The sequence below is a fragment of the Fibrisoma limi BUZ 3 genome (genome assembly GCF_000296815.2).
Lineage (GTDB): Bacteria > Bacteroidota > Bacteroidia > Cytophagales > Spirosomataceae > Fibrisoma > Fibrisoma limi.
The window spans coordinates 25,988-52,355 of record NZ_CAIT01000004.1 but is presented as its reverse complement, the minus strand read 5'-3'; the positions used below and the strand labels follow the sequence as shown (position 1 = coordinate 52,355).

Annotated in this window: 21 protein-coding genes; 12 read left to right on the top strand and 9 right to left on the bottom strand. The window is 52.4% G+C overall.

Translation table 11 applies throughout. The annotated features are described in order from the left end of the window. Positions 1–153: 153 nt before the first annotated feature. From BN8_RS33110 to BN8_RS00730, 4 genes are all read right to left on the bottom strand, one after another. On the bottom strand, positions 154–390 hold the full coding sequence (locus BN8_RS33110) for a hypothetical protein (protein ID WP_009279840.1): 237 nt from the start codon (positions 388–390) through the stop codon (positions 154–156). 67 nt (positions 391–457) lie between these two features. Continuing rightward, positions 458–1,822, bottom strand: coding sequence for a sensor histidine kinase (locus BN8_RS00740; protein ID WP_009279839.1), 1,365 nt, complete (start codon positions 1,820–1,822; stop codon positions 458–460). A gap of 96 nt (positions 1,823–1,918) precedes the next feature. After that, positions 1,919–2,596: a response regulator gene (locus tag BN8_RS00735; protein ID WP_009279838.1), complete on the bottom strand. Its 678-nt coding sequence runs from the start codon at positions 2,594–2,596 to the stop codon at positions 1,919–1,921. Positions 2,597–2,649: 53 nt separating this feature from the next. Continuing rightward, positions 2,650–3,423: an NUDIX hydrolase gene (locus BN8_RS00730; protein WP_009279837.1), complete on the bottom strand. Its 774-nt coding sequence runs from the start codon at positions 3,421–3,423 to the stop codon at positions 2,650–2,652. A gap of 305 nt (positions 3,424–3,728) precedes the next feature. Here BN8_RS00730 and BN8_RS00725 point away from each other — a divergent pair, with 305 nt between their 5' ends. From BN8_RS00725 to BN8_RS00710, 4 genes are all read left to right on the top strand, one after another. Beyond that, positions 3,729–4,619, top strand: coding sequence for a sugar phosphate isomerase/epimerase family protein (locus BN8_RS00725; protein ID WP_009279836.1), 891 nt, complete (start codon positions 3,729–3,731; stop codon positions 4,617–4,619). Between the two features lie 230 nt (positions 4,620–4,849). After that, on the top strand, positions 4,850–5,143 hold the full coding sequence (locus BN8_RS00720; RefSeq protein WP_009279835.1) for a hypothetical protein: 294 nt from the start codon (positions 4,850–4,852) through the stop codon (positions 5,141–5,143). 231 nt (positions 5,144–5,374) lie between these two features. Continuing rightward, a complete protein-coding gene (locus BN8_RS00715; RefSeq protein WP_009279834.1) occupies positions 5,375–5,734 on the top strand; it encodes a hypothetical protein in 360 nt (119 codons plus the stop codon). A gap of 118 nt (positions 5,735–5,852) precedes the next feature. Next, positions 5,853–6,383, top strand: coding sequence for a ferritin (locus BN8_RS00710; protein WP_009279833.1), 531 nt, complete (start codon positions 5,853–5,855; stop codon positions 6,381–6,383). A gap of 59 nt (positions 6,384–6,442) precedes the next feature. On the opposite strand, the gene BN8_RS32265 is transcribed toward BN8_RS00710, so the two are convergent. Genes BN8_RS32265 through BN8_RS00695 form a run of 4 tightly spaced genes read right to left on the bottom strand, consistent with a single transcriptional unit; the run spans position 6,443 to position 12,632 of the window. Continuing rightward, positions 6,443–6,658, bottom strand: coding sequence for a hypothetical protein (locus BN8_RS32265; RefSeq protein WP_009279832.1), 216 nt, complete (start codon positions 6,656–6,658; stop codon positions 6,443–6,445). An 18-nt stretch (positions 6,659–6,676) separates the two neighbouring features. Continuing rightward, positions 6,677–7,810 carry a PepSY-associated TM helix domain-containing protein gene (locus BN8_RS00705; protein WP_009279831.1) on the bottom strand — a complete coding sequence of 378 codons (1,134 nt, stop codon included), beginning with the start codon at positions 7,808–7,810 and terminating at the stop codon, positions 6,677–6,679. Between the two features lie 4 nt (positions 7,811–7,814). After that, positions 7,815–10,178 carry a TonB-dependent receptor gene (locus BN8_RS00700; RefSeq protein ID WP_009279830.1) on the bottom strand — a complete coding sequence of 788 codons (2,364 nt, stop codon included), beginning with the start codon at positions 10,176–10,178 and terminating at the stop codon, positions 7,815–7,817. Between the two features lie 39 nt (positions 10,179–10,217). Next, entirely contained in the window at positions 10,218–12,632 is a 2,415-nt protein-coding gene (locus BN8_RS00695) for a TonB-dependent receptor (protein ID WP_009279829.1), read from the bottom strand. Positions 12,633–12,764: 132 nt separating this feature from the next. On the opposite strand from BN8_RS00695, the gene BN8_RS00690 reads away from it, so the two are divergent. The 8 genes from BN8_RS00690 (at position 12,765) to BN8_RS00655 (ending at position 23,891) form a co-directional block, all read left to right on the top strand. Beyond that, positions 12,765–13,679, top strand: a complete 915-nt coding sequence (locus BN8_RS00690; RefSeq protein ID WP_009279828.1) for a DUF6607 family protein — start codon at positions 12,765–12,767, stop codon at positions 13,677–13,679. Between the two features lie 452 nt (positions 13,680–14,131). After that, positions 14,132–14,683, top strand: a complete 552-nt coding sequence (locus BN8_RS00685) for a DUF4833 domain-containing protein (protein WP_009279827.1) — start codon at positions 14,132–14,134, stop codon at positions 14,681–14,683. 22 nt (positions 14,684–14,705) lie between these two features. After that, a complete protein-coding gene (locus BN8_RS00680) occupies positions 14,706–15,530 on the top strand; it encodes a sterol desaturase family protein (protein WP_009279826.1) in 825 nt (274 codons plus the stop codon). Between the two features lie 279 nt (positions 15,531–15,809). Next, complete coding sequence (locus BN8_RS00675; protein WP_009279825.1) at positions 15,810–16,418, top strand: RNA polymerase sigma factor; 609 nt, start codon at positions 15,810–15,812, stop codon at positions 16,416–16,418. Positions 16,419–16,490: 72 nt separating this feature from the next. Beyond that, positions 16,491–17,585 (top strand): FecR family protein, encoded by a 1,095-nt coding sequence (locus BN8_RS00670; RefSeq protein WP_009279824.1) that lies wholly within the window; start codon positions 16,491–16,493, stop codon positions 17,583–17,585. A gap of 109 nt (positions 17,586–17,694) precedes the next feature. Next, positions 17,695–21,126: a SusC/RagA family TonB-linked outer membrane protein gene (locus BN8_RS00665; protein WP_009279823.1), complete on the top strand. Its 3,432-nt coding sequence runs from the start codon at positions 17,695–17,697 to the stop codon at positions 21,124–21,126. A 28-nt stretch (positions 21,127–21,154) separates the two neighbouring features. Then, entirely contained in the window at positions 21,155–22,750 is a 1,596-nt protein-coding gene (locus BN8_RS00660; RefSeq protein WP_009279822.1) for a SusD/RagB family nutrient-binding outer membrane lipoprotein, read from the top strand. A gap of 34 nt (positions 22,751–22,784) precedes the next feature. Next, positions 22,785–23,891 carry a mannonate dehydratase gene (locus tag BN8_RS00655; protein WP_009279821.1) on the top strand — a complete coding sequence of 369 codons (1,107 nt, stop codon included), beginning with the start codon at positions 22,785–22,787 and terminating at the stop codon, positions 23,889–23,891. 81 nt (positions 23,892–23,972) lie between these two features. Here BN8_RS00655 and BN8_RS00650 read toward each other — a convergent pair whose 3' ends face one another. After that, positions 23,973–26,327, bottom strand: coding sequence for a TonB-dependent receptor (locus tag BN8_RS00650; RefSeq protein ID WP_009279820.1), 2,355 nt, complete (start codon positions 26,325–26,327; stop codon positions 23,973–23,975). Positions 26,328–26,368: the final 41 nt, after the last annotated feature.

Here is a 26,368-nt window from a genome sequence, read left to right as displayed (position 1 = left end):
GCTACAACTTGACATCTCTGTTTATGACTCAAATTTCCAGGGTAAACCTTAGAAACTGCTTAACGGCTTATTAGATTTTACTTAGATAATACTGGAATAATTACAAGCGGGAAAATAGAACTCAGCAGGACTGCTTATCGAGACGGCGGGTCGTCAAAAAAAGCGAATGAGGTCTGTCTGCCAGATGATAAGCAGCGTAAGCAGAACCAGACCAACCATGAGAAGTAACAACCAATCCGGCTGGCGGGAGGTAGGAGGAGTCCGGGGCGTATTGGACGGGGTAGCCTTCGTCGACAACAAACGCCCCGGTGAACTATAAGCTAAACGCTTGTCGTCCAGCAAGTCTTCCATCCTGGCCGGTTTAAGGGGGTTATCAAGAAACCGTGACATAAGTCAAAAATACCCCCTATTTATTAATATTGTCTAAACATTTCCTTAGAAAGTCCTTAGAAATCTACTAGTGTATTAATTCGATGGTGAAAACGGTAGGCTCGCCAGGTGCCGACCGGGCTGTCAAGTGCCCCCGATGCAACCGTATAATACGTTCGACCAGCGACAGGCCAACGCCGTAGCCGCGGGTTTCGGCGGTCTGTCGTCCCCGATAAAACGGCTCGAATATATACGGCAGGTCGTCGGCAGGAATGGGCTGCCCTTCGTTTTCGACGCTGATGCGGACAACCTGTTCTTCAAAGCGCACACGTATCCAGGCCCGCCCGTCGGATGAAAACTTACAGGCGTTCTCAGTCAGATTTTTCAGCGCCGTTCGGAGCAGCGCGGCATTGCCCGGTACGGCTAACTGATCAAAATCATCGGGCAGCTCACCCAGATCCACCGTTACCTGGTAGCGCGAATTGATGGCGCTTACTTCATCACGAACGTCCCAGGCGATTTCGTCAATTCGGACCGCATCGGTCAGCAAACCAACCGCGTCGTCCCGGTTCACCTGCGATAATTGCAGCAGTTCACGCGTCAGGGCCGAAAGTTCTCCAACGTCGTCAAGGACCGATCGAATGGTTCGTTCGTAGGCCTGCGGTTCGCGCCGGTTGAGCAGGGCAACTTCCAGTTGTGAGCTGATCTGCGTAAGTGGGTTTTTCAACTCATGCGATACGTTGGCCACAAACATCCGCTGTAGCCGAAACGATTCGTCGATCCGGTCGAGCAGCCGGTTGATCGTGGCCGACAGGCGGCTGATCTCGTCCTGCTCGGGCGAGACCGGCAGTCGTTCATGGAGCGTACGGGGAAAAATATAGCTCAATTGCTGCTCAATCTGCTGCATTGGCTGCAGGGCATCGCCCGCATAGAGCCAGCCCGAAAAGGCTACAATGGCAGCAATAGCCAGAAACACGCCCCCGAACGCCCACATCATCCGGCGCAGGAACTGATCGCCATATACGTTCTCGGCACTGGCCAGCACAACATACTGCCCTTGGGGCGTATTATAAAGCAGACCGGACAGATAGTAATTTCTCCAGCGGAAATCCCGGCGGTTCTGCTGTCGCACCGTATTCAGTTCGTGGGCCGGTATGCCGAGCGTAATGAGATCGTTCGTCGTAAAAATCGGGAAGTTCCGCTCGTTATAAACAGTAATCTTCTGGTTCGGCAGTTGATCCTTACGAAGCTGACTCAGCCGGCGCAGCAGTTGCGGCTCCAGATGCTGACGGATAAAAAGTTCGCCGTACGTATTGGCTTTCCGATCCAGCCGGTGGTAAAAATCGGACGTAATGTAATACCAGATAAAGCCGTAAATGCTGGCGAATGTCAGCGCTACAATGGCCGAAACCAGGGCCGTGAAACGAAGCGTCAAGCGCGTACGGATGGTCATAGGGGAGGGAGGAAAGGGAGGAGAGGAGGAAGGGGAGGAGAGGGAAAAAAGGGTTCTGATTTCTCTCCCTTTTCTCCCTCTCCTCCCCTTCCTCCATTATTCCTCCTTCAAAACATATCCCATTCCAAACTGTGTGTGAATGAGCTTGGTCGGGAAATCGCGGTCAATTTTTTTGCGCAGGTAGTTGATATACACTTCCACTACGTTGGTACCGGTATCAAAATTCAGGTCCCAGACGTGCTCGGCGATAGCGGCTTTCGACAAAACCCTTCCCTGGTTGCGAATCAGGAATTCGAGCAGGGCAAACTCACGGGCCGTCAGATCGATGGGTTGTCCGTCGCGGCTAACCGTTTTAGCATCCAGATTCATTTCCAGATCAGCGTACCGCAGGGTCTGTGCGGTCATGGCCACCTGCGTTCCCCGCCGGGTCATGGCTCGTAACCGGGCCAGTAGCTCCGAAAACTGGAAGGGCTTGGTCAGGTACTGATCCGCGCCCGCATCGAAGCCGGTGATTTTGTCGTCGGTTTCGCCAAGGGCTGTCAGCAGCAGAATTGGCGTCGATAACCCGCTGGCCCGCAGTTCGTGCGTCAGTTCAAAACCATTCAGGCCCGGCAATATGACGTCGGAGATAATAGCCGCATAGTTGTTCTTTAATGCCAGTCGCTTGGCAATTAACCCATCGTAGGCGATGTCTACTTCATATTGACTCTCTTCCAATCCCTGCTGAATGGCCTGCAGGGTTTTGGGTTCATCTTCTACTACAAGTATTTTCATGTCCGTAGTGTCTGCCGACACAGTCCTATTTAGGTAAACAACTTTTCAGGTATTTATTCTTTCCGGACAAGATCGCCATTGTTGAGGTACTCCTCGCCCTTTTTGGTATCAAATCGGTATAAATACGGTGCCTTGTGCGCACCACCGGTCCATTTTTTGTCCAGTCGCTCCAGTATTTCCAGGCTCAGCATCTTTCGCTGAAAGTTGGTGCGCAGTAACTTTTTACCCAGAATGGTTTCATAAAGCCGTTGCAACTCCCCCATCGTAAACATTTCGGGCAGCAGATTGAAACCGATCAATCGGTGATCGAGCATCAGGCGGAGGGTGTCCAGTGCCTTCTGAACAATCAGCGAGTGATCCAGTACCAGCGGAGGCAACTCCCGCACGTCGTACCAATCGATTGACTCCGAAAATACGTCGGGCGATGGAATCACCCGCGAGAAATCCACCAGCGCGTAGTAACCAACCGACACAAACCGGCGCGTGAACCAATGATCGGGCGGAAGGTCAATACCATTCGCTTTGGCAATTTTACGGCCAAACTGATCACTACCCCGACCGAGCTGCCCAAATGTATGGAACTGCTCCAGATAAATATCCGCCAGACCAGTACGTTCGGCCAGGATACGTTTGGCGGCATCATCGACATCTTCCTGACGGTGAACCAATCCGCCGGGTAAAGCCAGCAGATCCGTATGCCGGAATGTCAGCAGCAGCACCTTCAGCTCGTTCTCGTGAAAACCGAAGATAACACAGTCAACAGAGAGACTAGGCAACCAGTCCTGCTCGCTGCTAAGAAACTTGTTCATATCAGTGCTGCGCTGCATGGGATATAGGTTAAAATCCTGGTAAAGAAAAATTTGTTATTTGAAATTTACGAATTATCATTGTACCTATTTGATACAATAGACAAACGATTGCATCTTATACTACTGGCAAAAGTAAACCGTTCAGTTTACGAACAGAGAAGGTTTGCCCAGCTAACCGTTGTCGCTTTAATTTACTACCCTATGTTGAATCTGTTGGTGAAATTCGCTTTTTCGTCGCTGCAAACCATAGTGGTATTCGTTATTTATCCGCCGTCGTTTTCCGTCGGCAAGCATTTATGCCATTTCGTTAATACGTTCAGATCATGTCACTAACTCACAGAATTTCGCGCAAAGAGTTTCTCAGAACGAGCGCCCTGGCCGTTTCGGCTACGGTCCTGGCCAATCGCGTTGCGTTCGGCAAATCACTTGATAAAGTTGGGCTTCAGCTATATACCCTCCGCAACGAACTCGGCAAGGATGTCGAAGGTACGCTGAAAAAGGTGGCCGAAATAGGCTACAAAGAAGTCGAAACCTTTGGTTATGCTGATGGGAAGTTCTTTGGCAAAACCCCAAAAGAATTCAAGCAACTGCTGAACAGCCTGGGGCTGAGTGCTGTAAGTGGTCACTACCTGGCCGGTATTGCCATGCCGAACGCGACAGGCACGCTGACGAACGGCTGGGAGCAGGCCATCGACGATGCTAAAGAGGTTGGTCTGAAATACATGAACTGCGCCTTCCTGTTTCCCGACGAACGTAAAACGCTGGACGATTATAAACGCTACGTCGACCTGTTCAATAAATCGGGCGAAGCGACCAAAAAGAAAGGCATCCAGTTTGGTTACCATAACCACGACTTTGAATTTCAGCCGATTGACGGACAGGTACCTTACGACTTGTTGCTCAAGGGCACCGACCCCAAACTGGTCAAAATGGAACTAGACTTGTACTGGGTCGTATTTGCCGGCAAAGACCCGGTCGACTTATTTAAGCAGAATCCGGGTCGTTTCCCGCTGGTTCACCTTAAAGACATGGAGAAATCGTCGGAGCGGGCGTTTGCTGAAGTAGGCACTGGCTCTATTGATTTTCAGCGCATTATGGATGCCCGTAAAACGGCGGGTATTGAGCATTTCTTCGTAGAGCAGGACGTTTGCAAGCGCCCTCCGTTGGATTGTATTGCTACCAGTTTCGCCAATGTCAAGAAATTAAGCGTATAGTCCGTATCCTATACGCAGAAAGCCGCTCTTTGCTATGAAGGGCGGCTTTCTGCGTATATAGGTTTCCGGTTCAATTTCGTAATTGATGCGGCCCGTTACCTCACTTTTTAGTAAGCCGGTTGTACGGCAAAATAATCCAGGTGTTTTATTGATAATTAGGTGGCTAGTAAGTAGATTTTATCCGAAAAAGTGTTATATTAGCGTATACTCACCTTACTCAACATATTATTATGGAAGCGACAAAACTGGCCCTGGCCTTACTGGGATTATTGTTGGCATCTGGTTTGCTGACTTATCTGACCCGAAATGACAAACCCGCGTTTATAGATAGACCGCGCAGGAAAAAATACCAAAAGAAAGAGCGGAAGCGTGAACTTCAGCCCCGGCTATTAGAGAATGGCGTAGTTGTGCTTAGTTCAGACCGCGAAAAGCGGCTATGGAAGCAAAAACAGCGTGTCGAAGATCTCTTTGACGACGATACGTCATCCACTCAACGCCCCGTGCAGCCTCCGTCGAACAGCTAGCGAAATGGCTATCAATCGTGCACTGTTAACAGAACAGAATCCCTGATAAAGCCGATGATGAGCATCGGCTTTCTCTTTATGCCAACGAGCGGCTTTTGAACAAACATTCTGTCTGCTTAAATCAATTTGATGTGGTGTCTTTGTGAGGAGAAACGATGGACACTTGTTTAGAAATATTCTAAGTTTATGTATCTTTGCTTCGCAAAAGCGCATTTAACTCGATTTAATTAAGTGTATACGGTAAGTACCCGCTCAACCGACTGGATTGAAATCTTCCGCACTGATAAGGGCGTAGTCTACCAATGCGACGCTACTCAACGGCTGATTCTAGAGTTCTGGGATACGTACACAGCCCTGTCGGCCCGCGACTTTGCGCAGTTTCGGCGAATGGTCGAGACCGTCGATGTGCGGCAAATGGCGCTCAGTACCGACTCAGCCCACGACGTTGAAATCCTGACCCCGCCCCGCTCGGAGCGTTGTTATGTTCTGACGCTTTGTGAAATCATTCACCTGCGCGAGTTGCTGAGCGGTGCTCAGATGATGCTGGAGTTGAACAGCCTGCTGCGTGAATGCGGCTGCACCTTGCCATAAGCTACCTACAAATAGACTTTTTCTAAATTTACCGCTATTGAGCCAGTCGCGTAACTCCGACTGGTTTTTTCTTGTTTATTTGGCATTGAATTCTCCTCACCGGAAAAATTGTCTGTATATGAAAGATTTAGCAAGACTTCGGACACCAGTAAAAGAGAGCGTCGAACTGGCGCTGAACCAACAGATACAAATGGAAATGGTCTCATCGTCGAAGTACCTGGCGATGGCCGGCTGGTGCGACCGTAACGGTTTCGACTACAGCGCCGGTTTTTTCTATAAGCAGTCGGAAGAAGAGCGCGGCCATGCCATGAAGCTCTTCCATTACCTCTGCGACCAGGGTGCCACGGCGATCTCGCCCGAAGTTCCGGCCGTTGCGCAGGAATTTGATACGCTGCGGTCCGTATTTGAAGGGGCACTGGAGCAGGAAATAGCAGTAACGGATTCGATCAACCGAATTATTGCGGTTTGCCGCCGGGAGAACGACTTTGCTACGGAGGAGTTGCTGCGCTGGTACGTGAAAGAACAGATGGAAGAGGAGTACATTGCCCGTCGCTGCCTCGACCTGTTCGACCAGATTCCGGCCGACCAGATTTTCGAACTGGACAAACAGTTGTCGAAAGTGACGTACGACGGTAACGTGTTTGAATAAGCATTCATTAAAAACAGAAAAGCCCACACGCTCGTGTGGGCTTTTCTGTTTTGTAGCGTTTAGTACTCCAATGGTTCACAGAATAATCCGGCTCGCTGTATCGTCCGAACTACGTCTGATTCCTCTACTTTCTCGGCTTCAATACGTAGCACACAATCACAATCTTCCAGATCGACGCTCCAGCGGCAGATTCCTTTTAGTTTGCATAACCGACAGGCCGCTTTATGGACGCGCTGAGCCGAGTTGATGTTGGTCCGAAAAACAAGGACGTTCATATCGCTGAGTGTTTACAATCATGATTTTACAGAATAAACCGGTCGCAGCCGACCTTTTTCAGAAGCGCTAACCAAAGCAACCTGCTTTCTGAACCTTATGCGCCGGAACCACAGTAAGAAACCCGTTACGGTCAGAACGGCCCCCGACAGGCTCAGAAACGCGTACAGTATCTTGATGGGCAAGCCGCCGTATTGACCAAAATGTAAGGTATACAGCGCGTATTCGAAGCGCTCCAGCTTACTCAGGTCGCTCTCGCGGAATACCGTTTTTACGGCTCCCGTCTGCTGATCAAACTCCGCGTAGCTGCTATAATCGCCGTAGAGCCAACTTTGGCTGGGCGAGGTTGCATAAACCTGAATGATTCCGTCTTTCTGCCGGGGAAACGAAACGTTGTTGACGCGCCCACCGAACAACGTCTGCGTCTGCTGCACCAGGTTGTCAAGATTGACCATGATGGCAGGAGGAGCCTGCGTTTCTTCCACAGATGGTTTATTGCTAAAATGGGTCTGCACGTCCAGCGTGTATTTCAACATCCAGAAGCCGCTCAACGCCAGGACCAGATTAAACAGCAATCCCCAAACGCCCAGAATCCGGTGCAGATTCGATGAAATCGTGCGCCAGTTGGTCCACCTCCCACTAAACTGAAACAGAAGCACTTTCACCAGCGACTTCCGATACACATACAAACCGGTCAGCACTGAGCCGATCAGCGCCAGGGCAAACAGAGTCGCCAGAAACTCGCCAAACTTGCCGAGGTAAAACTGGTAGTGAATGGTGAGCAGGATGTCGTACAGGCTATCAAACGTCTTGCCCAGCACCTGGCCATTGTACGGGTTCACATACAGCAACCCATAGCGCTTAGTCGACGGCTCATAAATCCGCATCTCGATGGTTTCCTCCGGCGTTCGCGGAAGATTACGAAACGAGTACAGGTACGTGTCCGTCACCTGGTCTCGGACCCGCTCGTAGATTGTCTGGTACGGTAGCCGCTGGTTTTTCGGCTCCACGCGCAGCAGGTGCGGATGCTCCCACAGGTTCAGTTCCTCACGGAAAACGATTACCGAACCTGTCAGGAAAAACACGAGAATGAACAGCCCTGCGATCAGGCCTGACCACGAGTGAAGTGCGAAGATGCGCCGGGCCAGTTTCATCGTTTCAGAATTTATACGCTACACTTAACACAGCCCGACGTGTCCACTGCGGCTCCCAGGCCGTGGGGCTAAATGATTGCAGATAATACTTCCGATTAGCCAGGTTGCTGACCGTCAACAGGAAATTAAAGCCTTTGAACCGGTAGCCGACCGATGCATCCATCGTGGTGTAGCTCCGGGTAAGCGTTACGTTTTCGGTGGTGCCGTAGAATTGGCCCCGGTGAAAAACGCCGTAGCCAAGTGTCAGGCCTTTAACAACGCGGTCGAAGCGGTAGTCGGCCCACAGGCTGTAGCTGTTGCGCGGTTGAGCACCGAGCCAGTTGCCTGTTTTATAAGCCGGGTCCGACACAACAACCGCATCGATGTACGACGCCGACGCTATCAGGTTCAACTCGGGCGTTACCTTACCGTTTACGTCCAGTTCGACCCCCCGGCTGCGGTGACGCCCTCCGCTGTACAAATTGTATTTAAAATCCTGGTTGCTGGGGTTAATCGGGTCCAGATACACGTAGCCAAATACGTTGTTCTTGTTAATCTGGAAGGCCGTCAGGGTTACGCCCAGGCGCTGCTGTAGCAGATTACCCTTCATGCCAATCTCCACCTGCTCACCAATGGTCGGGGCAGGTGCCGTGAACTGGTTAGCATTTTCGGCGGCTACGTCCGGCGCATTCACTTCGTAACTTTTGCTGTACGACGCAAAGGCGGATAGCCACGACACGGGCTTGAAAACCAAGCCAAAACGAGGAGATACCGGAGTCGCTATGCTTGGTTTATCCGTTTCGGGCCGTTCGGCTTCGTTGTCGTAGCGATTGCCCTGCTCTGTGCGGTTGAAGCGCACACCCAGCAACAGTTGTACTTTGTCATTCAGGAAACTAAGCTGGTCCTGCACGTACAACCCATGACGGATATAGTAGAACCGGAATTTTTCGAAAGGCGACGTATCATCGGCAACCCGGATGCGGCCGTACTGCGGGTTAAAGATGTTGAACGTACTATCGACTTTGTTATAACCTGCCCCGGTCGAGTAGCGGGAGAACGAATCGTTGTATTCAACGCCCGCCAGCAGATGATGCTTTACAGACCCAGTGTTCACCTCGCCCAGCAATTCCAGCGAAACCGTCCGGATGTCGAACCACTGCCGGTAGTTGTATTCGAAGCGATCAACGCGACCGTCGGGGTCGGGGATACCGCTCGTGCTGATGCTGGCCGGGTTGCGGACGGTGTAGCTGTAGCCTGCCAGATTACGCACCCGCCACTGGCTGTTGATCTGATACGTCAGAGTCGAATACACGCCCTGATCGCTGAAGCCGTAGTTGACACCCGGCTCGCTCAGGTAGCGATTGTACGGAATGCGCGACAGTCCGTCAAATGTGCCATCGGGCGATACCAGTCCCGGATCGTCGGAAGCAGTTGTTTTCTTATACGTATACTCGACGTTCCAATCCAGCCGGGGCGAAATCTTCCACAGTATAGACGGCGCGAACATCACCGCGTTATGCTTCACATAATCACGAAAGCTATTCGACCGCTCGTAGGTAGCGTTCAGGCGGTACAGCAGCGTCCGTTGTCGATTGATAGGCCCCGATACGTCGACGGTCGGGCGGAACAGGCCGTACTGCCCGACTTTCATTTCAACCCGGCGGTAGTTATAATTTAGTGGCTTTTTGGTCACCAGATTCATAACGCCACCTGGGGCAACGTCGCCGTACAGAATGGCCGTTGGACCTTTCAGAAACTCAACGCTTTCGATGTTGTCGTTGAAATGCGTGCCCATGTTCCAGATCATGAACCCGTTCCGACGGTAGTTCTGCCAGTTGTTCAGATCGAAGCCACGAGCGTTAAAATATTGGTACGTATTCTGCCCGCCATACGTGCCACTCAGGTTTACCCCGGCTACGTTCCGGACGATGGTCGCCATATCGAAGGCATTCTGCTTCTGGATGACTTCCTGACCTACGACCTGGATCGCCATCGGAATATCGATCAGTTCCTGATTCGTGCGGGTGGCCGACGATGTCCGACGTTTCTGGCCCGTTACAACCACCTCGCCAAGTTGCTTGGCCGTTGATTTCAACGATAGAGAAACCTTGGCCTCAGGGTCAGATGATACGGTAACGGCCTGCTCCACCGGTTCGAAACCTACTGAACTGACCAGCAGCGTTTGGGCGCCTTCTGGCAGGTTGCGGAGCGTGAAGCTGCCATCCTCGTCGGTGGTAACACCAATCTTGCTTCCCTTCAGCATCACGTTGACAAAAGCGGCCGGCTGGCCATCGGCGGTGGTAACGATACCCCGTAACGTGCCTTTGGGCGGTTGCGCTGTCACTACGCTGATGAAGCTGATAAACGTAATCAGTAGTATAAATCTCATCCGTACAACAATGGTTACTGTTGCTAAAAATTAGTTGTGTCAAAATACCTTACCTACTGTCAGGCGAAAACTGCGCGGATTACCTGGCCACAGGTTCGCTGGCCCGTAGACCCCATAGTAATACGTTTCGTCGGTGAGGTTGAACAAACCCAGATTGACGTTAAAGCCTTTTCGTTCGTAGCTCACCGATGCATCTACCGTTGTGTAGCCCGGAATTTCGAAGCCCGGCACAAACGTGGCTCGCTTGCTGAGGTGATTGAATCCCGCCCCGAATTTTAACCCAGCCAACGCGCCCTGCGTCAGACGGTACGTCGCCCACAGGTTAACGTTATGATTTGGCGCATTCGGAAACCAGCCGGCCGCGTTGAAGTCAAAACCCGCATCGCCAGGCGTCCGGGCTTCGTTGTAAGCGTAGTTGGCAATCAGGCTGATGTTATCATTCAAATTTCCCTGCGCCGATACTTCGATACCTTTGCTATAGACCGCATCGGTTTGCAATAGTCGGATGCCTTCCGGGTCAGATGGATCAGGCGTCAAGACATCTGTTTTTTTAATGTAGTAGGCCGCTATGGATGTAGTCAGGCGACCGGCGAGCCAGTCGTTCTTCATACCTACTTCAATCTGACGACTGCCTTCGGGCGGGAATGGGCCGCCTGCGGCCAGATTGGAACCGTACTGGGGCTGGAATCCTTCCGTGTAACTGCCATACAGGGACGTTCTTTGATTCGGCTGATACACAACGCCGATACGTGGGATGAAACGAGACGCCCGAAGCTTGTCGCTCCCTACGGCTGTATCGCCAACAATATCATCGGTAGTTGACCGATACCGATGCAGTTCAAACCGCCCCCCCAGCAGCACTTTCCACCGTTCGCCGATCGAGAGCTGATCCTGCACATACGCACCGAACAGGTTTGTTTGCTCATCGACGCGGCTCTGGTATTCGGCGGCCGCAATCGTGGCGGGCGTCCATTGGTAGGAAGCCCAGCTAAAATCAAGGTTGTACAGACTCAGCCGACGTGAGCTGAGCGACGCATAATTATAGGTCCGCCCGGAGCTATTGGCATCGGCTCCCACAATGATCGAATGGCGCAACGGTCCGGTTTGCACCTCGGCGCTCACGAACGTACTGAGCTGATACTGGCGATTATTGATCTGATCGAAGTAGCGGTGATCAAACGTAATCGAATCATTGACCGCACCGATATTGAAATTGCCGGGCGATACGTCAAATTGTTCGTATTTTGGGTTAATGAAGCTCCGGGCCAGGGTCGTCAGCTTGACCCGGTCGTTGAACCGGTGGGTAAATATCAACTGGTTCGACAAACTCGATACGTGGCTGTACGCATTCGGATCAATCATCGAAAAATTTCGGGGGTAGCGGTCCAGTTGCCACTTTCCTTCACCCGTCGACAAGGCCGGAACACCTCGCTGAAAGCCCATCGTCCGACGGTCGCGGGCGTAATTCAATTCGTAGTTAAGCGACGTACGGTCCGAGAAATTGTATTGCAGTTGGGGCGCCAGGAAGACATTTCGAATCGTCTGATTGCGGTCGAGCTGACCAGTTTTTTCGTAGCCAACGACCAAGCGATACAGTAGCTTCTGACTTTTGGTGACCGCGCCGGTTGCATCACCCATGAAGCGATATTGATCGAAACTTCCGACGGTTGCCTGCACTTCGTAGCGGGGAGCCGCCTGTGCCCGCTTCGTTACGTGGTTGATAACGCCCCCCGGATTACCCGCGCTGAACAGAACCGATGCCGGTCCTTTAACCGCTTCAATTCGCTCAATATTGTAGGTGAGAGCCGCCTGATCAAAAGCGTAAAAATCGCCCCGAATGCCGTTGTACGCAAAGTTGCCGGGCGTCGACCGGAAGCCTCGCAATACGTAGTCACTGTACTGCGTCGATGAGAAAGCGTTGATACCGACCATGCTCTTGACGGCCTCGCCCACCGTCTGCACCTGTCGGTCCTGTAGAATCTGTCGACCAATTACCTGTATAGACTGCGGCACATCCCGCAGCCGACCGGGCATCCGGGTACCGATTTCGCTAATTTTTTCGGTATAAGCCCCTACCCGTTGCGTCGACACGACGACTTCCTGCAACTGCTTTGCGGTTTCGTTGAGTATGATAGCAGGAACCTGAATTGTTTGCCCGGCCTCAGCCTCCACCTCTATTGCCTTGTTTTCATAGCCAACTACCGTAGCCGTAAGGGTATACATCCCGGCAGGCACTTTTATGGTAAACTGTCCACGCGGGTCCGTCAGCATACCGTAACGTTTCTTACCCGAACGGCTGTCGGTTAAAACAACCGTAACGTACTCTGCCGGTTGGCTGTCGGCTGTCAGAATACTACCTCGTACAGTGGCTCTTGGTTTATCATCGTCCGGAGTGATAGCAAAACTCGAAAGAGATGTAAGCAGAAGTAAATGCAGTAAATAGACGTAACGCATCGCTAATGGTATAGAATCTGCCACAAACCTAAGCTCTATTTAGAATCATTCCAAAGAATCAATATTATTTATTTGTATAAAGTCTAAATAAGCATAGTTTTGTAACGATCTCATTATAAACCACTTCATTGTATGCGTTTACTTAACCTCCTTGGCTGGCTTACTTTATACAGCCACTTCAGTCAAGCCCAACTGTCACCTCCGGCACAAGATCTGGCAGCTATTAAAGGCCAGTGCGGCTGCCACGATGTCGACTTTGTATACGCCGAAACCTTCGCCCCCGAGAAGACCTACACCTTCAAAGACCGCTACCGGGCGAAAGGCACGGAGTGGGTATTTGTCGATGAGGAACGACCGGGCAAAATCGTCATCCAGCACCTGTTGGTCGTCGGGGATACGATGGTAATCAAGCACTGGCGGGAAGACTGGCTGTTCGAGAACACCAGCCTGTTGAAATTCGACCAGAACGCTACCTGGAAACGTGTATCGCTTCCCCCGACGCAAGCCAAAGGTCAGTGGACACAGAAGGTATTTGAAGTAGACGACAGCCCACGCTACGAAGGTTCTGCTACGTGGATTCATGCCGACGGGCGGCACTTCTGGGAAAACACGGCTGATGCGCCCCTGCCCCGTCGCGAGTACACCAAACGTAGTGACTACAACGTGCTGCGCCGGACAAACCACCACGAGATTACGGCCGACGGCTACGTTCACGAACAGGACAACGACAAGATTATCCGATCCGAAGCTGGCGATCAACTGCTGGTTTCTGAGAAAGGACTGAATACGTACAAGCGCACCGACGAAGCCAAGTGCCGGGTGGCCAAAGAATGGTGGCAGAAAAATCGCGCTTACTGGGCCGATGTCCGCGCTGTCTGGGACGAGGTGCTGGCTAACCGCCCGACCGTCGGAATCCGGGGCCAGGTGAAAGGAAACGTGCTCGGCCGCGAGCTGGACGAACTGGCAACGGCTTCGCTAAAGACAAATTACAATTCAGCAGCCAGCCGTCAGTTGATCCGGCAGACGATCGAGAAGTATTTGAAGTAAGCTAAAATACCCCTACCCTCACCCCCGCAGGACGGTCGGCCGTTGGTGGGGGTATGTTTTTTATATTTTTTTCACTCAGCGATAGGGGGATGTTCAAAAGCGGTTGTCTTAGGGCTGTATATGAACAGTAGTACAACCGCTTTCAACCATGCACTCATCCATTTCACCAGCAACGGCGGCACCCAATCCGACACAGCCACCCGGTTATCAGGCGTTATACCAACCGCAGCCTGATCCTGCTTCGTCCAGTCATTCCTACAGGTCGGTTCTGCCACTGACCCAACAAGCCCGAACGCATCTCGTCGACAGGTGCCGTTCGTGCCACCTCGCTGCGTGCCCTAACCGGCCATAAGCCCCCATCATTTACCGGATAATACGCACTCCTGGACCGCCGTTCGGCAGGAGCCGCTACGCTTGTGCCCAATCAATCCCATTTACAAACAACACATACAATGAATAGCACACCCATCCCCTTTCTTACCCTGCTTATAGCGCTGCTGCTTCAGGGAATCCTGCCCGTGCAGGCCGCCCGGGGCGACTCGTTTCCGTCGCCCCCAACTTCCACCAACCGGCTGTTCTACATTCAGCGCAGTAAAGATGCCAACACCATTGTATATGACGCTAATCTGACGGCCGACGGCAAACTGGACGCCAGAAAGCCAATTCAGGTATACTGGATTCGGTATGCCGACCGGGGTCAGCGCGAAGACCTGAGTTCGGTTCAGTGGCACATGGCGTATGGCTACAAACACAGCCCCGTACCGAATGCATCCGACGCGTTCGATGTCACCCTGAATGCCTTCCGGAAACGCCCCGTCATCGTAGCGTATCGCCAGGGAAAACCCGTCGCGATGACCATCATCAACGGCCAACTGGCCTGCCTGCAAAAGGTGTTCGTGCAGGTATCGCCCGGCTCGGGACTAATTCCGAAAATTCATTACGTCGACATGTTCGGCATCGATCCCGACAAGGGACAACCCGTTCACGAACGAATCAATTTTTAGCATTCCCTTTTCACTACTCATCATGAAATTCGAGTCAGTCCAAGCTGACGTACAACCCATTTTGTTGTACGCCATCCCTCTTATTGTCTTTTGCATTGGCCTGGAATGGTGGCTCACCCGCCACGACGAAGGCCGGACATATGACAGCCGCGACTTCAAGGCATCGCTCGGAATCGGCCTGGGCAGCCTGGTAATCAACGGCGTTCTGAAAGCCGCGACGGTCGGCATGAGCTGGTTTTTCTACGAACTGGTTCCCTGGCGCCTACCCAATACGTGGTGGGTCTGGGTACTGGCCTACCTGAGCATCGACCTTTGTAATTACGTAGCACACTACACGGCGCACAAGCAGCGGGTCTGGTGGGCTACGCACGTCACGCATCATTCGTCGGAGCATCTGAACTTCTCGACCTCTTTCCGCAATTCCTGGACGCAGTACCTGAAGATTATTTTCTTTATACCGGTCTGGTGTTCCGGCATTCACCCGGTCATTACGTTTACCTGCTACCAGCTTGATCTGCTGTATCAGTTCTGGATTCATACGGAAGTGATACCCAAGCTGCCGCGCTGGCTGGAATACGTATTCGTGACGCCCTCCCACCACCGCGTGCATCACGGCCGCAACCCACAATACATCGACAAGAATTTCGGGACGACGTTCATTATCTGGGACCGGCTGTTCGGTACGTTTCAGGAAGAAACTGAAGAGCCTGTTTACGGCCTGACCAAACCGGTGACCTCCTACAACGTGATTTACCTCAACTTCCACGAGTGGGCCGACATCTGGCGCGACCTCCGCAAAAGCCGGAATGTCCGGGAGGTGATGGCGGTGCTGTTCGGCCCACCATAAACAGTTGGTCGTACCCTTGAACCACTAGTCATTCGGGGCTGGGTTTCTACGGCAAATCTTTCCGGGAATGACTGTATTGCTAAATTTCCATGCTTCTCCTTAGATAAGTTCAGCCCATCAAATCTGCCAACGGATCACAGAGCTTGGCGACTCAGTTTTCGAAGGATTTTTTACGGATATCAGCCAAATTAAGATGGTGAGTTTTTGGAGCGTCCAAATCAGTAAAGAAATGATTTACAATCCTTTTAATGATAAGGGATTCTCTTTTAACCAGATAATATGGGCTTCAAGGATCAAGCTGTTGCTCAGACCGATCTGCTGCTTTGGCAACAGATGAAGCAGGGGAATGAACTGGCCTTTGGAAAGCTCATTAAAAAGTACGCAAACTTCCTACAGAATTATGGGTATAAGTTCATTCGGGACGAAGCCTTCATTAAAGACTGTGTGCAGGAAGTGTTTATCGAAATCTGGAACCGACGCGACCAGATCAGTACACCGGAGAGTGTACGGGCTTATTTGCTAAGTTCGGTTCGTAAACGGGTAATTCGCCAAAGCTACCGGCAGCGCATTAGCAAAGACGACGAGCCTGCCCTTTCGGAGTCCGACTTAACTATGACTGACTTTTCCCCTGAGTGGTTCATCATGGAACAGGAAAGTCTGGTCGAAATGACCCAGCGGGTTACTGAAATTCTTAATCAGCTTCCCAAACGGCAGCGGGAAGTGATCTACCTGCGGTTCTACCAGAACCTCGACCGGGAGGAAATTGCCCAGATTATGGGCGTACATCTTCAGTCTGTTTCAAACCTATTACAATCCGCCTTCAAGTCATTTCGGGAATACTGGACCGGCTTCTGGCTGCTTTTGTCATGGTACGAAATCATGCGCTGAAAGTAGTGGTTTACCAAACAGTATCTGGCCGGCTATTTTGCCATCTTTTGGAAAAACCGTTGTGAACGTATAATGAATTATCATACCTACAGCTTCGACGAACTGGCGCGGGACGAACAGTTTCGCAAATGGGTAATTGACCGCGATCCAGCCAGCGAGGCATTCTGGATAACCTGGCTGACCGACAACCCCGATTCGGCTCACACCGTCCAGTTAGCGCGGGCGTTTCTGCTGGCTCTTGAAGAAAAAAATACCGCACTCGCGCCGGATGAACTTGAGCAACTAACCAATCAGGTTGTTGGGCAGCGACAACGACCGGTAATTCCGCTTTGGCGACGTACCGGTTTTAAATTAGCCGCTTCTGTGTTGCTTGTACTGGGGATTGGCTACGTTGGGCTGACCAGTCTAACGGACAAACCTACGAGCCAATCGACGGCCTTTATCCGGAACATCAGCCCTGCTTTGGCCGGTGACTATACGGAAATCGCGAACAAAACCGATCAGGTCAAACGCATCCAACTGCAAGACAGCAGCGTGGTTAGCCTGTATCCCAAAAGCTCATTGCGCTATCCGAAGCAGCCCGGGTCCAGATTACGGGAAGTGTATTTAAGTGGGCGGGCTTTCTTTAGTATTACCAAAAACCCGCGTAAGCCTTTCTGGGTGTACACCGACAAGATTTCAACGCAGGTGCTGGGGACGAGTTTCCTGGTCAGCGCGTACCCAGGTCAGCGGGAAGCGAATGTAGAGGTTCGCTCGGGCAAAGTATCAGTCTATACACTGAAAGATTTTCAGAAAGCCCGGCAGCGGCCAGGCCGGGAACAGAATGGTGTCGTGCTAACCCCCAATCAGCGCGTGGCGTATAACCAAACCGAAGAACGGTTGATCAAGACGGTTGTTCAGCAACCGGTAGTGCTGGCAAAAGTGCAGCCCGATGAGCTGGTGTTCGACGAAGCTCCAATCACCACTGTCTTCGATCAACTGCAAAAAGTATACGGCCTGACAGTAATTTACGACAGGCAGACCATGCAACACTGCTTTCTGACGGCTAACCTGGAAGGCGAATTGCTGTTCGACCAGCTTAACCTGATCTGCCGGATTACCCGCTCATCGTACGAACTCGTTGATGGGCAAATTATTATTCACAGCGATGGATGTATAAACAAGTAACTACTCAGCAGATTATTACTGATTACGTTAAAATTTTTCTCAAAAAATTACAAATGAACAGTATGTAAACATAAAGATTGCCATCCATGAGAAAAACCCTTGACTGCTCATGGATAAACTGTCTACTCAGTCTTTGACCTTTCGTGCGCTCATGAAACTGTCGGTTACGCAATTGCTGATGACCCTGCTTTTCATAAGCACTACGTACGCCATTGATGTAAACGCCCAGGAGGTCCTGGAACAACGCATCTCGGTAAAAGCCGAAACCACTACGCTTAAGGCGGCTCTTATCTCCCTGGAGCGATTAACTCAGGTACGGTTCGTGTATAACCCGAAAGATGTGTTGCCAACGCGCAGGGTGAAACTCGAAAACCGCCTGGCCACGTTCAAAACCGTACTGGATGAACTTCTGCTGCCCCTGCATATCCGGTATGAAGTATCGGGTAAGCAAATCGTACTTCTCAAAGCCGAGGAAAGCAGTCAGATTCCGCTGCCAGACCGCCGAAACGAAAGGGTAATTTCCGCCGATCAGCCAATCACGGGTACTGTCACCGACGAGAAAGGAGTGGGCTTACCGGGCGTGAGCATTGTGCTAAAAAACAGCACGAAAGGTACCACTACCGACCCCGCCGGCAAATACCGCATTGATGTCCCGGACAACGAAGCCATTCTGGTCTTCAGCTTTTTGGGGTACGTCTCACAGGAAGTCACGGTCGGCTCCCGGTCGGTCATCGACATCGCGCTGGTGACCGATTCCAAGTCACTCAATGAGGTAGTCGTTACGGCGCTGGGTTTTAACCGCGACAAGGCCGCTCTGTCGTATGCGGTTACCGAAATCGGGGGTGAAAACCTGATCAAAGCCCGCGAAACGAACCTGGGAAACGCCTTGGCCGGGCGTATTGCCGGTGTAAACGCTACGGGCTTGGCGACCGGGCCGGGTGGTTCAAGCCGGGTGGTGATTCGGGGCAACGGCTCCCTGAACGGTAATAACCAGCCGCTATACGTAGTCAATGGTGTACCGATCAACAACAATAACCAGGGAGCACCCGGTACGTTCGGCGGGATTGACCGGGGCGACGGACTAACCAGCATCAACCCCGACGATATTGCCACAATTACCGTGCTGAAAGGGGGCACGGCGGCTGCTCTTTACGGCGCACGGGCCGCTAACGGGGTAATCCTCATCACCACTAAATCCGGAACTGCCCAGAAAGGCATCGGGGTTGAATACAACACGACCCTTACGGTAGAAACCCCGCGTGATTTGCTGGACTGGCAATATGAATACGGATCCGGCTCGCGGGGAAAAGCACCCGTTTCGCAGGCCGAAGCGATTGCGTTTGGCCGCATGTCGTGGGGTGCCAAACTGGACGGATCGCCGGTAATCCAACCCGACGGCCAGACCCGACCGTACGTCGCGCAGAAAAACAACATCCGAAACTTTTACGACAACGGCACCACCTTTTCGAACACCCTCGCTTTTACCGGAGGCAACGAAACCGTTCGATTTCGCTTTTCGGCGGCTAACCTGGACAACAAGGGCATTGTGCCGAATAATACCCTCAACCGCAAAACGTTTAACCTGAGTGCCAATGCCAACTTAGCCAAAAAGTTGCTGTTTGAGGGCTACGTGCAATACACGCTTGAGGAAAACAAAAACCGGGTGTATCTGGCCGATTTTCAGAAAAACCCGAATGCGGGTGCTCAGTTGATAGGCACCAACATCGACGTTCGTACCCTGGCTCCCGGCTACACTCCCAATGGTACGGAAGTTATCTGGAGCGACTACATCTACGCGACCAATCCCTACTTCGCCGTCAATAAAGTCCAAAACGGCGATACCCGACGCCGGTTTATTGGCTCCTTCAACGCGCGCTACAATATCACCGACTGGCTGTATAGCCGGGTACGACTGGGCATGGACCAGCTCAATTTTGATGGCTTCAACATTGAGCCATCAGGAATTGCCTTCAACAGCCAGGGCAGCATGACCACGGATCTGAGCGTGGCTACGGAAACGAACGCGGAAGCCCTCATTGGGGTAACTAAATCAGTCGGTAAGCTCAACGTTAATGCCCTGGTCGGTGGCAATCAGATGCATAACAAAGTAGATGGACGAACGCTAAGCAGCGGTCTGTTCAATGTGCCCTTCCAGTATTTTATCGGTAACGGCAGCGGTCAGGCCTTTACCGTCAACTTTCAGGAGTTTGCCATCAACTCGCTGTTTGCCTCGGCCGATATTGATTACAACAACACGCTGTTCCTTACCCTGACGGGCCGCCAGGATTGGTTTTCAACCTTGTCGAAAGAAAACAACAACCTGTTCTATCCGTCAGCAGGATTGAGCTACGTCCTGACCAATCACTGGGAGTCGCACCCGGTCTGGCTCGATTACGCTAAAATTCGTACGTCATGGGCACAGGTGGGGGGTGGCGCTCCGAACCCGTATGGACTGAACCTGACTTATACCCCACAGGCGCAGCAACATTTGGGGGCTACGCTGATGAACATAACGGGAAATATTATCCCGAATAAACTCGTCCCCTACACCTCGACGACCAGCGAAATCGGGGTAGACCTCAAAGCATTTCGCAACCGGGTAGGGCTTGATCTGACCCTTTACGAACGCTCGACTACGAACGACATCGTGTTTGCGTCTGTACCGCTTTCCTCGGGCTACGCCCGCACGGCGCTGAACGTGGGGCAGGTACGCAACCGGGGGGTCGAACTGCTGCTGACCAGTACGCTTATCAGTAAGCCCAAGTGGTCGTGGGACGTCAGCTACAACGCAGCCTACAACGACAATAAGGTGGTAAAAATTGCGGATGGCATTACGTCACTTTTTATCGATGGAGCAACCACCCGCACCCAGAACGGAGGTATTTACCACTTCGAAGGCCGTCCATTCGGCATGATTGCCGGCAACCGGGCCAGAGTAGATCCTACCGGCAGAACCGTCTATAACAGCGCCAACGGCATACCTGTACAGGGGCCACTGGAACCGCTGGGCCTAGGGGTTCCACCCTGGGTTATGGGCATCAGCAACAACTTCAATTACGGCAACTTCTCGCTGAACCTGCTGATTGACGGCAAATTTGGGGCTCAGGTCTATTCGGCTACCAACGCCTACGGTACCCAGTTTGGCCTCGACAAACGAACGGTTGCCAACGGCGTGCGGGAGACCGGCATTCCCGTATCGGGCGTTACGCAGACGGGCACGGAGTACAGCGCAAACGTGCCGGCCCAAACGTACTATTCAGCCATCTGGGCTACCCTGACCGACCAGTTTGTCACCAGTGCCGACTTCGTCAAACTCCGCTCACTGACGCTCAGCTACAACGTTCCTAAGCGCCTGCTGGCCAAAACCCCTATTCAATCTGCCAGCCTGTCTGTCGTCGGGCGCAACCTGGCGCTGCTCTACAACGCAGCCCAGAACATCGATCCGGAATCGAGCTATTCGAACGGCAACGGACAGGGGCTGGAAAACTTTGGCCTGCCCAGTACGCGCAGCTTTGGGCTGAACTTGTTGGTTCGATTCTAAGGAAACCAGTCTTAACCGTATCACGCATATGAAGACGATTCAGTACTCCCCTAAAAACGTTTTACTTACACTTCTCCTTCTGCTCTGTGTGTCGATAGGCTGCGACCAGGGCTTCGAGGAAATGAACGTAAATCCCAATGCTTACACGGAACCGGTTGTCGGAAACCTCTTTACATATAGCCTGATCCGCACGGCCGGTACGGGCACGCCCGACCGCAACCGCACCAACATCAAGTATTTTGCCGGTGTGGTGCAGTACATGGCCTCGCTGGGTACGAACTGGGCCGGTGACAAATACGTAGAAAGCGGGCAATTCGGCGACTTTTTTGAAACGGCCTATTCAGTTCACCTCAAAGAATTACAGGAGGTCCTTGCGGCTACCGAAAACAAGCCCGATCAGGTTAACCTGAACGCCATCGCCAACATCTGGCGGATTTATGCCCTGCACCGGGTTACAGATGCTTACGGAGACGTTCCGTACACCGAAGCCGGGCAGGGCTACCTCAATAAAACCTACAAACCCAAATACGATAAGCAGTCGGATATTTATCCGGCTATGCTCAGCGGCCTCGAAAAAGCGATTGGCCAGTTAGACCCGGCCAAGCCTTCCTTCGGGGTTTCGGACGTAGTTTTTCAGGGTAACGTAGCCAAATGGAAGACCTTTGCTAACTCGCTCATGCTGCGGCTGGCCATGCGGCTCACCAAAGTAGATGTCAAAGCCGCCGAAACCTGGGCTAAAAAAGCAATTGCCGGGGGCGTGATGACCAGTAACGCCGACATAGCAAAACTTAACCACGTGGCTGGCAATGGGAATACCCAAAACTGGGATTCTTCTGAACTCAAGCGCGAAAGCTTTCCTGAATCCAACCGGGGAAAAGGCCCCGTAAAACTGGCAAAAACGTTGATCGATATGCTACAGGCCCGCAACGATCCGCGGCTTCCGTTTTACGCCACCTTATGGGAGGGCAACATCCTGAGCATCCAGAACGAAAAGTTGCCCACAACAACCAACCCCCGATTGCAGAAAGGGCTTCCCAACGGCTACGATGCCAATACGATCAAGCAAGTCATCCCCAACTGGAGCAATGATATGCTGGTGGATTACTCGGAGCCAAACACGGGCACCATTGCCAGCCTCAATGCACCAACGGTTTTTCAGAGTTATGCTGAAGTAGCGTTCCTGCGTGCTGAAGCATCGCTGCGTGGCTGGGACGCTTCGCCTGCTGAGGACCACTACAAAAAAGGCATTACTGCCTCTATGCAGTCAACGACGCTGTTCCCGGGCAATGTGGTTATTTCCCAGAGTGCCATCAATGAGTACCTGACCGCCCAGCCCCTCAACGCGTCCACGTTTGAGGGGAAGATGGAGCAAATCCACAACCAGTTCTACCTGGCTCATTTTATGTGGATGGACAATTTCGAAGCCTGGTCGAACTGGCGCCGGACGGGCTATCCCAAGCTCAGCCCCATTACGTATCCCGGCAACTTCACGGGTGGAGCGCCCCTGGTTAGGATGCGCTATCCCATTTCAGAAACCTCGCTCAACAAGGAGAATTACGAAGCGGCCATTGCCCGACAAGGACCTGATTTATACACCACACCAGTCTGGTGGGATAAGCGCTAATGGTTAACACAACCCTTATTTTCTACGACTATACATGAAAACGAACCGTCGAACATTTTTTAAACAGGGAGCCGCAGTAGCCACAGTAGCCTCCACGGATGGGCTTGCCGCAGCGACCCGGTTAAGTACCCCACCTAAAGCGAAAAGCTCCGCCAAGGATTTTGGGATGAAATTTGCCTTGGCCATGGGCCCGAATTCACCACGGGTGCCTTTGGCTAAACAAATGGAGGTACTGCACGCCGTTTCAGGTGTCCAGCGTCTGCCCAACCTAAATCCCTGGGATGCGGATGCGATTAAGGCAACGAAAGCAACCTGGGACAAGCTGGGCATAAAATGGACCGTAGTGGAAGGCCCCCCAAGCCTGGGCGAACAAACCAAACTGGCCCTGGATAAACGTGATGAGGAAATAGCAAACTTCATCACGTTCATGAAAAACCTGAAAAAACACAGCGAGGTAGACGTGATCTGCTACAACTGGATGCCCGTCATAAGCTGGTTTCGCTCAAAAATGGACGCGCCGGGTCGCGGAGGAGCCTTGGTGACCGCTTTCGATTACGAGGACATTAAGAACAAACCCCTCACCAAGTACGGCGAAGTATCGAAGGACGCGTTGTGGAACAACCTCACCTATTTTCTGAAGGCTGTGGTGCCCGAAGCGGAGAAGATTGGCATGAACTTGTCGCTTCACCCCGACGACCCCCAGGTGGATAGCATTCAGGGCATTTCCCGCATCATGAATACAGTGGAAAACTTCGACAGGATGCTGAAGATAGTTCCCAGCAAATACAGCGGACTGACGATGTGCCAGGGTAATTTCGCTTTGATGGGCGCGGACATTCCAGCTCTGATTCGTCGCTGGGGAAAGGCCGGGCACATTAACTTTGTTCATTTTCGCAACGTCCAGGGTGGTAAATTTAAATTCACTGAGACGTTCCACGATGAGGGCCAGATCGATATGTACAAAGCCATGAAAGCGTACTACGACATTGGTTATCAGGGTACCATCCGCCCCGACCACGTCCCGACCATGGCTGGCGAAGAAAACACCCGACCGGGCTATATGACCATCGGTACCTTGTTTGCCATTGGGTACATGCGGGGTTTGCTGGAATCAATTGGCAAAAGCTCCCTAATTCGTTAGATTGACCTAAAAACGCTGAATGCGTGGCTACTCAGATCACTTCGAGTAACCACGCATTGGTTTTTATTCGCTCTGGATTCGTTAAAACGCTATGCGATAACTCAATACCGGAATCAGGCCGGTCATGTAGCTGGTTTTAAGCTGGCCGGCACGTGGGTCGTAGTACTGCCCGAAAATGTTCTGACGATTCGTTACGTTCTGCACATCCAGCGAGAGCGTCCGGGTTGACGAAACACGGTTTTTCTTCCAGCTTAAGCGAATATCGGTCCGGAAATAATCCGGTAGCTGCTCCGAAAAAGCCGCCGACTCAACCAGTACGGTCTCGCCTTTCTGCCGCGACGCTTCCAGATCAACCGGTGTGGTGCGGTAGCCGCCGTAATACGTCACCTTCACGTTCAGGCCAATCACACTCTTCCGGAACAGCCCCCGATCGCCCGTACTGATCTCTTTACCGGCCAGGAAACTGCTGGCGTAGCGGCCGTTGAAACGCGTATCCCGCCAGATCCCGTCTGATCCCCGGTATTCCGAGTTGTACAGCGACGATGACCAGAGAAAGTAGAAATTGTTGTGCAGAAACTGCTCGACAGTCAGCTCCAGGCCGTAGTTCCGCCCCATGCCTTTATTGACCAGCCGTTCGGTAGTCAGGCCGTCGAAGCTGTTGACCAGGGCGAACGAATTACGTTTGTCGGCCGAGATGGGAATGTTGAACAGGGATTGGTAGTACGTTTCGGCTTTCACGCGCAGGTGGTCATTAATTGACCAGTCGTAGGCCAGAACGAGGTGGTGCGAGCGCGTGAAGCCCAGGTTCTGGTTCAGCTTATTTCCAAGGCTGTCGGTCACGAAATACGTACCGATGTTCTGCAATTGACTGTGTAGCCCATAGCCCACACTGATCGACTTATTCGGCGAGAACGCCCAGCGAACGGAACCCCGTGGCTCAATGGCGTCGGTATTGTTCAGCAACAGGCGCAGGTAGTGCAACCCCGCGTTGACAGTCAGTTGATCCGTGATCCGGTAGTTCAATTGGGCAAAGCTCTGAACCGTGTAAGTTGAGTTACGAGTCTGAATCTGGTTTTCGAGCACCTGAAGATCCGTGTTCCAATCCTTACGCGAAAGGTCATATACCAACTGCGTACCAATCAATCCGGTACGTAGAGTCCATTTTGGCGAGAACCGATACGTCAGCGTGCTCGATGCAATCCGCTTCTGTACCGTAAATGACTCATTTGTGCGGGCCGATGGGCTATACTGTTCGTCCAGGTACTCGCTCCGATACCCCGTCCGATACGCAGATGCCAAAAACACCGTTTTCAGGAGCGCGTTCCGACCGAAGTTGATGGTGTGCGTGATACCGGCTGCCCCCGTATTGGCAAAGAACCGGTCGGTGTAGCGATCATATTCCCCCACCCATTTCGTCGAATCCTTGACGGCATCGGTGTTGCTGGTGCTCAATCCACCGAAGCCGAAGGCCGTGAACGTACCGGCTTTACCGGCGGGCAGGTACACGTTGAACGACAGGTCCTGGAAGATGTTTACTGCCGAACCAACTGACACACCCAGTTTCGACAGCAGCCCCAGCGTCGAATACCGATAATTGAACAGGTACGAGCCGTTGTATTTTTTGGAAAACGGCCCCTCACTCGATACGTCGATGCCCAGCACGCCGACCTGCACCGTATGTTCGCGTTTGGCGTTGTTGCCTTTCCGTAAGCGCAGATCGAACACACCCGACAGCGCGTTGCCGTATTCGGCCGGGAAAGCCCCCGTCATGAAATCGGAGTTGGCCAGCAGTTGGGCACTCAGGATGGAGATACCGCCCCCGGCCGTACCGAGGTTGGCAAAATGGTTGGGGTTCGGAATTTCGACGCCCTCCATCCGCCAGAGCAGCCCCGTTGGTGAGTTACCCCGGATCACAATGGTATTGCCGCCGTCGTCGGCGCCCACTACGCCCGCGTAGGCCGTGGCCATTCGGGCGGGGTCGTTCACAGCCGCGGCAAACTTCTGCGTTTCCTCAACGGAAAAGGTTCGGGCGCTGACGGCCGCCATCTCGTTCAGGGGCTTGTCTTTCTCGATTTGCGGCTTTACGGTCACCTCCGCAACCTGCTGCACGGCTTCTTCGAGGTTAACGGTCAGGACCAGCTCTTTTCCCGCATCGACTACGATGTTGGACAGCAACAGGTCCTTGTAACCCATGAATGAAATCTTCAGCGTCTGCCGCCCAACGGGTACGGCCGTGATCCTGAATGTGCCGTCGGGGCCGGTGGACGTTCCTTTCAATGGGTCCGAGTTGACGATAACGACAGTGGCACCGGGGATGGGCGTTTGCAGAATCTGATCGACTACGGTACCCCGGATTGTTTGGGTTAAGGGCTGCCCATTGGCAATGATGACGAGTAGGCAAAAAGCCAGAACAAAGAGGGACGTGTTAACTTTCATAATGCTGTTATTCAGGTTATTACAGCACTAAGACACCTCTT